Origin of the sequence: Haloferax sulfurifontis ATCC BAA-897, from assembly GCF_000337835.1 — an archaeon.
Lineage (GTDB): Archaea > Halobacteriota > Halobacteria > Halobacteriales > Haloferacaceae > Haloferax > Haloferax denitrificans.
Genome location: NZ_AOLM01000011.1, coordinates 97,590 through 111,012, shown reverse-complemented (window position 1 = coordinate 111,012; position 13,423 = coordinate 97,590). Strand labels below are relative to the sequence as shown.

The window sequence follows — 13,423 nt, the reverse complement described above, 5'->3', positions numbered from 1 at the left end:
ATTTTTTCCCGACGCCCACACTCCCGCGAGCCGCCGGCTCTCGACGCTCGCCTCAGGCGACGCGCGCGTCGGTCTCGACCGAGACGCCGTCGAGGTAGTCGCCGTCGGGGCCGACCCACTCGCCTTCCGTCCCGCAGTCGGTGGTCAGCCGGCAGACGCGGGTCTCCGGCGGCCAGAGAACCCGTATCTCGCCGCCCGAGCGCTCGACCGTCACGGTCTGTCGGTACGTGACCGTCTCGCCGAAGTCGCCGACGTAGGTCACCGCGAGGTCGACCTCGCTCGCGCCGGGCGGAATCGACAGTCGCTCGGGACCGGCGGCCAGCGGCCGGTTCGTCACGGCCACGCCCGCCGGCGAAAGCGACCACTCGACGGTCAGGTTCTCGGCCGTCGCCGCGTCGTAACGGGCGTAGCCCGCCTTGGTCTCGACGCGGACCGACGCCGTGTTCGCCCCCGCGGGCGCGCCGAGCGTCGTCGTCGCGTCGACCCGCTCGCCGGCGAGCACGTCGAGTCGGGTCAGGTCCGGTTCGACCGCCTCGGTTGCTCCGGTCCACGTGCCCCGATAGGTGAACCGATACGGCGTTCGGTTCGTGGCGTCGAGGACCGCGAAGTCCCGTTCGGCCCCGTCGTCGAGTGCGTACACCACCGGACCGTCGAACCCGGGGTCGTTGCGGAGCGTCTGGAAGGGATGGGCCGACCAGTCGCCGTAGGGGTCGGGGTGGAAGACGAGCGCCTTCGTCTCGTTACCGGCGGCGGACGGGTCGCCGGCGACGCCGATACCGTCGGCACCGCCCTCGATACCGCCGGCATCGACGCCCGGAAGCGACAGCGTCAGCGGCGGCTGTTCGAAGCCGGCGTCGAGGAGCGGTTCGTAGGTCGCCGCGAGGTTCTCGGTTCGGAGCCGGTTTTCGTCGTAGGGGTCTTCGACCGCGCCGACGGTCACGCCGCCGGCGAACAGCGCCGAGACGAGAAGCACCGAGAAGACGACGCCGCGGGCCTCCGAGGCCGAAAAGCGGCGGTGGGCCAGCCGGCGGAGGAGCCGAGCGCCGGCGACGACGCCGGCCGCGCCGAACACCGCCAGCGGGACGAGCGCGTCGAAGTGGTAGAACGGGCCGAGGAGGTCGATGAGGCCGTTTCGAAGACCGTTGTGCGTCCCCCAGAAGGCGGCGTTGCCGAGGAACACCGAGGCGAACACGCCCGCGACGACGCAGGCGAGGGCGTCGTCGGAGAGTTCGGTGAACGCGCGGTCGCGGCCGCCGAGTCCGTGGTGGCGGCGTCTCGCGCTCCCCCGGAGGTTTCGGCCGGTCTTGTGGCTCCACCAGCGGCGGGCGGTGACGCCGAGGCCGAACACCGCGGCGACGGTGCCGAGCCACCCCATCGGCCCCCAGCGTAACGCGAGTCGGTCGAGCGCCTCGACGGCGGTCTCGACGCCCATGGCGGGCGTGTAGACGACCTCGTAGTCGAGGATGGCCCGCTCGCCGAAGCCGATGCCGTCCCGCGGTGCGAAGGCGATGTACGGGAACGTGAGCGGGTCGCCCGTCACGACGGCGTTGTACGCGAGCGTCAGGCCGACGAACGCGAGGCCGGGGAGCGCGACGGCGGCGTACCGACGGAAGACGACCCAGCCGGTCCCCGCGCGGCGGGCGGTCGCCAGCGCCCACAGCGAGTGGGCGATGAAGGGCAGGGCGAACAGGACGGCGGTGTACGGGCGGGCGAAGAACGCCGCGCCGACGAGCGCGCCCGCGACGACGGCGTAGCCCGAGGAGTCTCGGCGGGCGGCCCGGACGTAGCAGACGGCGAACCCGAGGTTGAGCATCGTCGTCGGCGCGTACGCGAGGAACGTCGCCGAGGTGATGAGAAACAGCGGCGAGAGGCCGAGCAGGCCCGCCGCGACGACGCCGGTCGTCCGGTCGAACGCGTCGGCGGTGAGGGCGTAGACTAACGCGGCGGACGCCGCGGCGATGGCTCCCAACACGAGGTTCGGAAGCCCGACCGCGAGGCCGACCGCGAACAGCGCCGGCACCGCCGGCGAGTACTTCGAGTAGAGCTGGACGCCGCCGGGCGCGCTCGGCGTCTCTTGTACCACGAAGAACCACGGCCTGACGGCCTCGGTCAGTTGGCCGGGATAGAGGAACAGCTTGCCTTCGAGGAGCATCGCGGCCTGAGTGAGGTAGACGCCCTCGTCGTCGTTGACGGTGTGGTACGGAAAGAGGTCGACCGCGAGCCACGTCACGACGAGGCCGACGAGAAGCGAGACACAGAGCGCGGCGAGTCGCCGCCGCGTCCGGTTTCGGTCGATGTCGATGGAGAAGTCGGTGTCGAACGCGAGGCCGCGGACGGCGGCGCGAACGCGCCCGCCGAGCGGGACGCTCCGGCCCGTGTTCGAGTCTCGCCGACCCATCCTCAGTCCGAGTAGAGGCCGGTCTCGGGGCGCTGTTCGCGCGGGAACCACGCGAGTTCGTGGCCGGCGTCGAGCGTCACCTCGACGCAACCGTCGGTCGGGACGGTCTCGTCGTGGTTGTGCATGCACAGCAGGTTGTCGCCGCCGTGGAGTTCGACCTCGTAGAGGATGGTCGGGCCGAGGTAGCGCTTGCCGACGACCTCGCCGTGGCCGTCGCCGCCGCCGTTGCAGGGATGCGCCGACACGTCGTCGGGGCGAACGAGGATGTCGATGTCGGTGTCGTCGTACTCGGGCGCGAGGCCGTGAATCTGGTCGCGGCCGACCGTCCCGAGTTCGGTCTCGACCACGTCGCCCGCGATGCGTCCCGGCAGGAACCCGGCGTAGCCGAGGAAGCCCGCGACGAACCGGGACTCGGGGTGTTGGAACACCTGTTCGGGTTCGCCCACCTGTTCGAGGTCGCCGTCGTTCATCACGGCCACGCGGTCGGAGATGGACATCGCCTCCTCTTGGTCGTGGGTGACGGAGACGGCCGTCACGCCGGCCTCCTTGAGGATGCGGCGGACCTCCTCGCGCATCTGGACGCGGAGGTCCACGTCGAGGTTCGAGAAGGGCTCGTCGAGGAGCAGGATGGCCGGCTCCGGCGCGAGCGAGCGCGCGAGGGCGACCCGCTGTTGCTGGCCGCCGGAGAGCTCGTCGGGGTAGCTGTCGCCTTGGGTCTCCAGTCCCACGAGGTCGAGGAGGTCGGCGACGCGCTCGTCGCGCGCGGCCTCGTCGAGGTCCTTCAGCCCGAAGGCGATGTTCTCGGCCGCGGTGAGATGCGGGAACAGCGCGAACTCCTGGAAGACGACGCCGACGCCGCGCTCCTCGGGCGCGCGGAAGGTGTCGCCGCCGGAGACGACGTTCCCGTTCAGTCGGACCTCGCCCCCGTCGGGGCGGTCGAGTCCGGCGATGAGTCGGAGCGTCGTCGTCTTCCCACAGCCCGAGGGGCCGAGGAGCGTGAGGATTTCGCCCTCCTCGACGCTGAGCGAGAGGTCGTCGATGACCGACTCGGTGCCGTAGGACTTCGAGACGCCGTCGAGTTCGAGGACGCCGCCGATGTCCTCGTCGTCGGCCTCGGAGCCGGTGGATTCCGCGCGGTTCGAGCGGTCGGTGGTCGAGAGTGTGCTATTTGACATCGTATCCCTCTTGGGTGATGATAACGAGCATCGAGAGCCCGGAGACGAAAAGCAGGATGAACGCGGGCACGACGGCCTGACCGAAGTAGCCCTGCTCGTAGGCCGTCCAGATGTGTGTCACGAGCGTGCTGAACCCCGAGGGGCGGAGCAGGAGCGTCGCGGGCAGTTCCTTCATCGTGGTCAGGAAGACGAGCGCCGCGCCGCCGAACAGGCCGGGCGCGACGAGCGGGAGCGTGACGTGACGGAACGCCCCCGACGGGGTCTCGCCGAGCGTCCGCGCCGCCTCCGGGAGCGCGGGGTCGACCCGGAGGAACGACGCCCGGAGCGACCCGATTGCCTGCGGGAGAAAGCGGATGACGTAGGCGAACACGAGGAGGTAGAGCGTCTGATAGATGGGCGTCGCGTACGAGCTTCCGAAGAAGACGAGCGCCAGCCCGAGGACGACGCCCGGCACCGCGTAGCCGACGTAGGTCGCGCGCTCGAAGACGGAACTCAGCCGAGACGGGTGCCGCGCGGCGAGGTACGCGACGGGCAGGCCGGCGAGCGTCGCCGCGCCCGCGGTCGCCGCCGCGACGAGGACCGAGTTGAACGCGTACTCGGGTTGGAACGCGAGAGACCCGCTCGTCGCGGCGACGCCCTGCGCGAGCCACGTAAAGAGGATGCCGAGCGGGACGAGGAGCCCGACGGTGGCGACGAGCGCCGCGAAGCCGAGCGCCGGGTACTTCCACCGGCCGAGCGGCATCGGCGCCCCCGAGCGCCCGCCGGTCGTCGTGCGCTCGTCGCCCCGAATCTTCGATTCGAGGGTCAAGATGAGGAGCGTCACGGCGATGAGTTGGAGCGACAGGAGCGTCGCGGTGTCGCGGCCGAACGTCCCGAACTCCACGTAGATGACGCGGGTGAAGGCGTCGAACCGCATAATCGCCGGCGTGCCGAAGTCCGAGAGGACGTACAGCGCCGTCAGGAGCGAGCCGGCGGCGACCGCGGGGCGAATCTGCGGGACCGTCACCCGCTTGAACGCCTCCCAGCGGCTGTGGTTCAGGGTCCGCGCGGCGTCGATGAGCGTGGTGTCCATCGACTTCAGCGCGGCCCGGGTGGTGATGAACACGTATGGGTACGTGTAGAGCGTCAGCACCAAAACGGCACCGGGTAGTCCGTATATCTCGGGGAGCGACTCGACGCCGAGCGGGGCCAAGAGCCGCTGGAACGCGCCCCGCGGGCCGAACGCCGAGACGAACGCGAACGCGCCGATGTAGCTCGGGATGACGAGCGGGAGCGAGACGACCACGGTCCAAAAGCGCTTGAACGGCAGGTCGGTCCGGACGGTCAGGTACGCCAGCGGGACGCCGAGCCCGATGCACGCGGCGGTGACGAGCGTGACGAGGACGGCGCTGTTCAGGAACACTTCGACGGTCGTCGGCCGGGTGACGAGCGACACCGCCTCGGCGAACCCCACGTCGAGCGCGGTCTTGACGAGCCACAACAGCGGGACGACGACGGCGGCGGCGACGGCCCCGCTCGCGATGGTCAGACCGAGCGGTTGCTCGTCGTCTCCTCCACCGGTCCCCGTCTGCTGTTCGGTCGCCATGAGTGTGCTACCTCAGAGGACGCCCACCTCACGCAAGAGTTCCACGGTTCCTTCGAGGTCCGAAAGCTGGGTCAGGTCGAGCGACTCCGGCGGGCTGAGTTCGTCGATGCTCGGCAGTTCGCCGATGGGGTCGACGCCCGAAACGAGGGGGTACTCGAAGGTGGTCCGCGCGAAGTAGTCCTGCGCTTCGGCCGAAAGCAGGTGGCGAACGAAGTTGCTCGCCAGTTCGGCGTCGTCGGTGCTGTCGAGGACGAGCGCGCCCGCGACGTTGAAAATCGAGCCGGCGTCGCCCGCGGTGAAGGCGGTCGAAAGCGGCGCGTTCGGTCGCCCGGCGAGGATGCGCTGGATGTAGTAGTGGTTGGCGAAGCCCGCGCCGATTTCGCCGTCGGCGACGGCCTGCGAGACGAGGAACTCGTCGTTGTACTCCGTGACGCCGAGGTCCTGCATGCCCTGTAACCACTCTCTCGTGGCGTCTTCGCCTTCGAGGACGCGCATCGCCGTGACGAACGCCTGGAACGAGGAGTACGTCGGTGCCCAGCCGATGTTGTCTCTGAACGCCTCCGTGTCGGGGAAGGCCATGATGTCGTCGGGGACGTCCGACTCGTCGAACTGGTCGGTGTTGAACGGGACGGTCCGGGCGCGACCGGAGGTCCCGGTCCACTGGCCGTCCGGGTCGTGGAACTCGTCGCGGACGAGGTCGAGCACGTCGCTCGGAAGCTCCTGCGTGCGACCGGCGTCCTTCAGCGCGCCGAGCGAACCCGCGTTGACCGAGAAGAACACGTCCGCGGGGCTGTTCTGGCCCTCGGTCTGAATCTGGTTGACCAGTTCGGCCGCCGAGTTGTACCGCGGGCGAATGGTGAACTCGTCGTAGTACTCCTCGAAAAAGGAGATGAGCTCGCCGACGAGCGCCTGTCCGCGACCCGAGTAGAGCGTGAGTTCGCCCGAGAGGTCCGGCATCTCCGCGACGGAGACGCCGCCGGTGATGTCGCGGTCGCCGAACGGAGACCGCCCGGACCCGATCTGTCCGACCGACTCGTTGGCTCCGGCTTCGGTCGTCGTCTCCGTCTCCTCGTCGCCGCCGGTACACCCGGCGAGCGCGCCGACCCCGAGGGCCGCCGTCGTCGCGATGAACCGGCGACGACTGTGGCCGCGAGGCTCTCGGTCGCGTTCGTGCATACATTGATTTAGGTCTCCCTAAATCATTTATACCTACCGATTTGTCGGGCGACGCGGCCGAATCGCGGGACGCGGGTCACCTCCCCCGCGTCGTCGCGCGGGTGGCGTTCGCCGTCGCCCGTTCAATCGTCGGCCGGCGCGGCGGCCCGCGGCGCGGCGAGCGCGTCGAGGCAGTCCAGCCAGTCGCGCATGTGCTCGCCGACGTAGTTGAAGAAGTCGCCGTTGCGGTAGTCGGACCAGTCGCCGTCGGCGAGCGCGTCGGCCATCGCCTCGAAGACGCCGGCGTAGCTGTCGGCGTCCCCGCCGACCGCGTCGACGACCTCCCAGAGGTGCTCGTTGAGTTCGAGCCCCGGCACCTCGTTGTTGAGGTCGTCGAACGTCGGGCGGGCGGCCTTGTTGTGCTCGCACAGCGGGTAGCCGGTGAGCACGTCCTTTCCGAGCACGTCGGCGGCGCGCTTGAGGAAGACGCCCGACCAGATGTCGTCGAAGCGGCCGACCTCCCACTCGTTGTCGTCCATCGGGAGCTGGTAGAACGCCGGGATGACTTCGCGTTCGAACGCGAGGTTCATCGAGCAGACGGTGAGGTACTGGCCCGGTTCGGCGACGAAGTCACCATCGAAGTCCTCGAAGTCGGTCCGTGTCTGGGCCTGCCCTTCGAGGTCGCCGTCCATCAGGATGCGGACCGCGTCGAGGTCCGGGACGTTCGTCCACAGCCCCTGCGAGGCGACCACGTCGCGGAGTTCGCGCGTTCCGGTCTCGACCGTCTCGTCCATCGCCGAGTAGGGGTAGCCGCGGGGGTACAGCCCGTGTTCGTCGGCGTTCTGGTAGAGGACGTTCACCCAGCGCTCGTCGCTCGACACCGACTCCACCTCGTCGGTGCGGTCGAGGTTCGCCATGTGGCGACCGAAGAAGTCCCATTCGTCGTGGGGGAGCGTGTCGTCGTCGATGAACACGCCGTAGTCGAACTCGGAGTGCGCCCACATGTACAGCAGGCCGAAGCTCGTCTGGGCGTGGCTCGCCGCCGGCACGAGATGCGAGTACTCGGAGATGTCGTGTTCGTCGTACCACTCCTCGCGGGCCGACCCGTCGAAGACCGCGCCCGAAACCCCCTCGTCGTCCAGCATCGACGCCATCCCCTCGGCGTCGCAGAAGTCCTCCGTCACGAGGAGGACGAACAGCCGGTCGAGGTCGAACCCGTGCGCGCGGGCGTTGTCGAAGTACGACCGCATGCACTCGTACTCCCGGATTGTCGGGACGACCACGCAGATGTCCGCGTTCATTGCCCCTATAGATTTAGGGTTCCCAAAAATAGCTGTTGGTTCGGAATAGCGGCCCTGAAATGCCGGTATCGTGATATTTCACCCGTCGGGTCGGCGGGGGCGGGCGGTTCGCGCCCGGCCGCCGGATTCAGGCCCGCGTCCCCGTCAGCGACTCCAACAGCAGGACGGCCGTGTCCTTCGCCAGCGGGTCGTTCGCGTTGCCGCACTGCGGCGACTGCACGCAGGAGGGACAGCCGTCCTCGCAGTCGCAGTCCGAAATCAGGTCGGCGGTCTGGCGCATCAGTCCCTCCACGATGTCGTAGCCGGCGCGCGTGATGCCGACCCCGCCGGGGTGGCCGTCGTAGATGAAGATAGTCGATTGGTCAGTATGAGAGTGGTACGGCGTCGAGAGCCCGCCGATGTCGCCGCGGTCACAGAGGAGTCGGAGCGGGAACAGCGAAATCATCCCGTGTTCCGCGGCGTGGATGCCGCCGTTGAAGCCGTAGTCGCGGCCCTCCGGGCGGTCGTTCGATAGCTCGCGCATCTCCCCTTCCACGTCGCCGGGGACGGTGAAGTACAGCGCCTTCGTCCGCAGACTCGTCTCCGGGAGGTCGAGCAGTTGCTGGCCGATTGTCGTCCCGCGCTTCGGGTCGCGGCGCTCGAAGCCCGTTATCTGCTTTCGCATCGTCACCTCCGCGAACCGGACCTCCACGTCGTCTCGCGCCGACAGCGGCTTCGACAGGATGTCCCGCTCGACCGTGATGTGTTTGTCGTGGAGGACGCGGGTGTAGTAGTCCGCCCACGTCGGCTGGAGCCGGGCCACGTCGCGGTCCAAATCCAACTCGGCGACCTCGTACGTCTGGCCCTGATGGTGGTAGACCGCGCCGGGGTGGGCGTCCCGGAGCGCGTCGTCGAACGCCAGCGTGGCGATGGTCTCGTCGTTCCGCGAGTCCATCAGTTGCACCTCGCGGTCGGTGATGGTTCGGAGGCTCATCGCGTGTTGCGGGCTCTCGCCCCCGTCGTGGGTCCACCGGAGGCCGTCGTCGGTCTCCCGGCGCGCCAGCGTGCCGTCGGCTTCGAGGTCCGAGACGACGCCGGGGAACGACCCGCCGAAGTACGATTCGTCGTCGGTCGAGAGCCAGTTCTCCGCGGCCGCGCAGGCAACGTGCGACGGGAGGAGATGGTCGTTTTCGGGGTCGGAGACGGCCCGTTCGGGGTCGCCGTCGAAGAACTCCGCGGGGTGGTTCATCAGATACTGGTCGAGTTGGTCCTCGCCGCCGACGAGGACGACGAGCGCGGGCCTGTCGCCGCGACCCGCCCGCCCGGCCTGTTGCCACGCGGACATCCGCGTGCCGGGGTAGCCGTCGATGAGCACCACGTCGAGGCCGCCCACGTCGACGCCGAGTTCGAGCGCGTTGGTGCTCCAGACGCCCGCGATGTCGCCGTCGTGGAGGCCGGCCTCTATCTCTCGCCGCCGATCGTGGGTCAGGGAGGCCTGATACGCCGCCACCTCGCCCGCGAGTCCGTGTTCGCCGCGGCTTCTGAGGTCGCTCGCGCTCTCGGAAGCGTACCGTTCGGCGGCCTGTCGGGCGCGGGTGAACGCCAGCGTCTGGTGACCGCGCGCGACGAGGTCGACAAAGAGGTTCTTCGTCTCGACGTGACCCGAGCGCCGCCGCCCCGACCCGCCGGCGTCGGGGTTGTCGTACTCCGGGGGGTTCCAGAGGAGCCAGTTGGTCTCGCCGGTCCCGCTCGCGTCCTCGTCCACGAGCGCGAAGGAGTCCTCCCGCTCGCCCGTGATGCGCGCGGCGTGCTCGACGGGGTTGCCGATGGTGGCCGAACAGCAGACGAACTGCGGGTCGGCACCGAACCGCTCGCAGACGCGCTTGAGCCGGCGGATGAGCAGGGCGACGTGGCTCCCGAACACCCCGCGGTAGCCGTGGACCTCGTCGATGACGACCGTCTCCAGCGAGGAGAAGAACCACTCCCACAGCCGGTGGGCGTGCGGGAGGAGCGCGTAGTGAACCATGTCGGGGTTCGAAAGCAGGACCGTCGGCATCCGCTTTCTCACCCCGCGCTTCTCCGATTTCGACAGCCGCCCGGTGTACTGGTCGACCGAGACGCGACTGCCGAAGCCGAGGCCGCGCGCGAGGTCCGACAGCGTGTCGAGTTGGTCGGCGACGAGCGCGTTCTGCGGGCCGAGATAGAGCGTCCGCCCGCCGTGGTCCATCGCCCGCTCGAACGCCGGCACGGTGTACGCGAGGCTCTTGCCGCTGGCGGTCCGCGTCGCCAACACGACGTTGTTCCCGTCGCGGATGGCCTCGACCGCCTCGGCCTGATGCCGGTAGAGTCGGTCGATGCCGCGGTCGTCGAGCGCCGACGCCAACCGCGGTTCGAGGTCCACGTCGGCGAACGCCGGCTCGCGCGCCTCGAACCGGCGGTGGGACCGAATCTGTCCCTCGTAGTACGGTCTGGTCCGAAGCCACTCGATGAGGTCGTCCACACGCCTACTGCGGACGTGGTCGCCCTAACGCTGTCGCAGGCCGGAACTGATAGCACACGGTACGGCCGCCGGGCCGTTTTTGTTCTCCGCGCCCCGACGGAAGCGTATGAAGGAGTCCGCGGACGCCGTGCTCATCTACGACGGCGAGTGCGCCTACTGCTCTGTCGCCGCGTCGGCGCTGAAGCGCCTCGACGACGTGGAGGCCATCTCGTGGTACGACGACGCGGCGCAGGCGTTCCTCGACGCCCAGTTCGCCGACGTGCCGTTCGCCATGGTCTTCGTCGACCGCCGAGCGCGCCGCGTCTACGCCGGCCGCGCCGCCGCGAAGGAACTCACCGACCGCGCCGGGATGCCCGGCCTCCTCGGCAGTCTCGTCCGCGACAACTACGACAGAATCGCCAAGGCCGTCGGTGCCGCCAGCGGCCGCGGCCGCGACCCCGACGACGTCCACAGCGTCTACGACCTCGACGCCGCCGCGGCCGACCTGTTCCCGGCCCTCCTCGACAACGCCGAACAGCGACCCGCCGAGCTTTCGTAACCGGACGGACGTACTCCGACTATGACCACCCCGCGGACCCCGACCGACGACGCCCCGACAGTCCACTCGCTCGACTCCGCGGTCCTCGGCACCGACGACGACCCGCTGGCGCTCGACGCTCGGTCGCCCGTCGGGACGTACGCGCTGGTCTTCGACGCACCCGCGGTGACCGTCGAGGTCGGCGCGCTGGGCGACCACCGCCTCTCGGCGGGAGCCTACGTCTACGTCGGGAGCGCGTTCGGAACGGGCGGCCTCCGCCGCGTCCGCCGCCACCGACGCGTCGCGGCCGGCGACCACGACGCCCGCCACTGGCACGTCGACTACCTCGGCGGGTCCCCCGCGGTCGACCTCGCGCGCGTCGTCTGCGTCACCGACCGCGACGTGGAGTGCGCGGTCGCGACCGACCTCGCGTCGTCGCTCGGTGCGGCGGGCGTCGATGGCTTCGGCTCGTCGGACTGCTCGTGCGACGCGCACCTCGCGCGCGGCGACTCGGTGGAGACGGCGGTTCCCCTCGTCGAAGAAGCGTTTCAGAGCAAAATGTGAAGGGGAATGTCTTCCCCTTCTGACGCCCGAACCGGACCGGGCACCCCGGTTCGGGCGAAAAGCCGGTTGTCAGAGGCACCCCGGCACTCCCTCATACTCCTGCCACACGCTTTACTTCACCCATCGCATCACTCACGCACGCCGTGAGTTATAATATATAAACAGTTCGTTTATTTATATACTAAGCGTCGGTTCTCCTGTTATTTAAGTAGTAACACGTTCATGCAGTTCGACATGGTTCGGTCCGAGGTCGACGAGGTGTTCGACGTGCTCGCGTCGCGCGCCGACGTGCTCGACGCCGTCGTTCGCCAGCCTCGGACGACGGCGGAGCTCGCGGACGACCTCCCGGTGTCGCGGTCGACCGTCGACCGCGGGCTTCGCGAGCTGGAGAGCGCGGGCTTCGTCGAGACGAACGGCGGCGTCCACCGCCCGACGCTCGCCGGTCGAATGGCGCTCGATACGTACGCGCACTTCGTCGAGTGTCTGGACGACATCGACGCGGCCGCCGCGGTGCTCGACTCCCTCGACTCGGACGCGCCGCTCGCACCGGCGTTCCTCGACGGCTGTGACGCCATCTCCGTCACCGATGGCGGTTCCGGCCCCGCGCTGTCGAAGCTCACGTCCTTCGTCGAAGAGGCGACGTCGGTACGCGGTTGCGTCCGCGGGGCCCTTCCCTCGCAGGTCGACGCCTACTACCGGGCCGTCGTCGAGGGCGGCATCCCGGTCGACATCGTCGCCACCGACGACGTGGTCCAGCGGCTCGTCACCGCCTACCGGCCACAGCTCGCCGAGGCGTGGTCGGTCGACTCCTTTTCGCTCCGGTCGGTCGATTCGCTTCCCTACAGTCTCGTCGTTTCGGACCTCCCGGACGGCCCCGTCGCGTTCCTGGTCGCGTACTCGGAGCGAGGTCTCGCGGGCGTCATCTACAACGACTCGCGGCCGGCGGTGTCGTGGGCCAGGCGACGCATCGACGACTGGCAGACGGACGCCGCGCCGCTTCCTCGGCCGACGACCGACGACCGCTGAGCGCCCCGCCGTCCCCCATCGCCTGCGGCCGATGTCCCCGAGACCCCAACGACTTACGGCAGTGCCCGCGAAGGAGTCCCAATGACGACGACGTTTCCCGGAATTCCCTATCTGGAGTGGATTGTCGACCGGGTGGACGAGGCCACCCACGACCTCGCGACGAGCGACCTCGGCTCGTCCCGGCGCGGCGACGACCTCGTCCCGCCGGTTCTCGCGGGTCGCTCGGACCCCGAAGACGCGACGCTCGCCGGCCAACTCGCGGAACGCTACGGCGTCTCCGAGTCGTCGGTCCTCGTCACCGCGGGCGCGACGAACGCGAACTTCCTCGCCGCCTGCGCCCTCCTCGACCTCGCGTCCGGCGACGACGAAGACCGTGACGAATCCGACGCCTCGCGCCCGCAGGTGCTCGTGGAGAAGCCGGGCTACCAGCCGCTCGTTGTCACCTCGGAGGCGCTCGGCGCGCGCGTCGACCGCTTCGTCCGCCCGCCGGAGTACGACTACGAACTCGAACCGCCCCGCCTCGACGGGGCCTCGACCGACGCCTTCGCGTTCGCCATCGTCACCAACCGCCACAACCCGTCGGGCAAACTCACGCCGCGCGCGGAACTCGCCGAGGTCGCGGCGGCCGCGGCCGACGCGGGCGGCTACCTCCTCGTCGACGAGGTGTACGCGCCCTTCGTCGACCCCGCGGTCGACGGCCCCTTCGGCGGCACCACGGCGTCCGGCCTCGACAACACCGTCGTCACCGGGTCGCTGACGAAGTTCTACGGCCTCGGCGGCCTCCGCGTCGGCTGGATTATCGGCCCCGAGGAGGTCGTCGAGCGCGCCCGCTCGGCGTCGATGTACCTCCCCGCGGTCGCCGAACCGAGCACTAAACTCGCCCGGCGCGCGCTCCACCACAGCGACGAGATAGAGGCCGCCGCCCGCGAGCACCTCTCGGCCAATCACGACCTCCTCGCGTCGTTCGTCGCCGAGCGCGACGACCTCGACGGGCGCATCCACGCCGGCGGGACGTTCGCCTTCCTCGACCACGCCGACGGCGACGGCGACGCGGTCGCGGACGCCGCGTGGGACCGCGGCGTGCTCGTCGTCCCCGGCCGATTTTTCGACTCGCCGGAGTCGTTCCGCATCTCGCTGGGCGGCGACCCCGAGGCGATGGAACCCGGCCTCGAAGCCTTCGGCGACGCGCTCGACGACCTCGCCGAGTAGCCCGCCGCACCCTC

10 protein-coding genes are annotated in these 13,423 nt (G+C 69.6%); 4 read left to right on the top strand and 6 right to left on the bottom strand.

What is annotated here, in order from left to right; translation table 11 throughout:
• Positions 1–52: 52 nt before the first annotated feature.
• From C441_RS06945 to C441_RS06920, 6 genes are all read right to left on the bottom strand, one after another.
• A complete protein-coding gene (locus C441_RS06945) occupies positions 53–2,398 on the bottom strand; it encodes a DUF7846 domain-containing protein (RefSeq protein WP_007274473.1) in 2,346 nt (781 codons plus the stop codon).
• 2 nt (positions 2,399–2,400) lie between these two features.
• Entirely contained in the window at positions 2,401–3,573 is a 1,173-nt protein-coding gene (locus C441_RS06940) for an ABC transporter ATP-binding protein (protein ID WP_007274472.1), read from the bottom strand.
• On the bottom strand, positions 3,563–5,158 hold the full coding sequence (locus C441_RS06935) for an ABC transporter permease (protein ID WP_007274471.1): 1,596 nt from the start codon (positions 5,156–5,158) through the stop codon (positions 3,563–3,565). Before C441_RS06935 ends, C441_RS06940 begins: the two co-directional genes overlap by 11 nt.
• 12 nt (positions 5,159–5,170) lie before the next feature.
• The gene (locus tag C441_RS06930) at positions 5,171–6,334 is read right to left on the bottom strand and encodes an iron ABC transporter substrate-binding protein (protein ID WP_007274470.1); all 1,164 of its coding nucleotides are present in this window, start codon (positions 6,332–6,334) and stop codon (positions 5,171–5,173) included.
• A 122-nt stretch (positions 6,335–6,456) separates the two neighbouring features.
• Positions 6,457–7,614, bottom strand: coding sequence for a hypothetical protein (locus C441_RS06925; protein WP_007274469.1), 1,158 nt, complete (start codon positions 7,612–7,614; stop codon positions 6,457–6,459).
• Positions 7,615–7,741: 127 nt separating this feature from the next.
• Positions 7,742–10,093 (bottom strand): DEAD/DEAH box helicase, encoded by a 2,352-nt coding sequence (locus C441_RS06920; RefSeq protein WP_007274468.1) that lies wholly within the window; start codon positions 10,091–10,093, stop codon positions 7,742–7,744.
• 106 nt (positions 10,094–10,199) lie between these two features.
• On the opposite strand from C441_RS06920, the gene C441_RS06915 reads away from it, so the two are divergent.
• From C441_RS06915 to C441_RS06900, 4 genes are all read left to right on the top strand, one after another.
• Positions 10,200–10,631, top strand: coding sequence for a DCC1-like thiol-disulfide oxidoreductase family protein (locus tag C441_RS06915; protein WP_007274467.1), 432 nt, complete (start codon positions 10,200–10,202; stop codon positions 10,629–10,631).
• A 21-nt stretch (positions 10,632–10,652) separates the two neighbouring features.
• A complete protein-coding gene (locus tag C441_RS06910; protein WP_007274466.1) occupies positions 10,653–11,174 on the top strand; it encodes a GIY-YIG nuclease family protein in 522 nt (173 codons plus the stop codon).
• Between the two features lie 222 nt (positions 11,175–11,396).
• Positions 11,397–12,200: a helix-turn-helix transcriptional regulator gene (locus tag C441_RS06905; RefSeq protein WP_007274465.1), complete on the top strand. Its 804-nt coding sequence runs from the start codon at positions 11,397–11,399 to the stop codon at positions 12,198–12,200.
• 81 nt (positions 12,201–12,281) lie between these two features.
• Complete coding sequence (locus C441_RS06900; protein ID WP_007274464.1) at positions 12,282–13,409, top strand: pyridoxal phosphate-dependent aminotransferase; 1,128 nt, start codon at positions 12,282–12,284, stop codon at positions 13,407–13,409.
• Positions 13,410–13,423 lie beyond the last annotated feature (14 nt).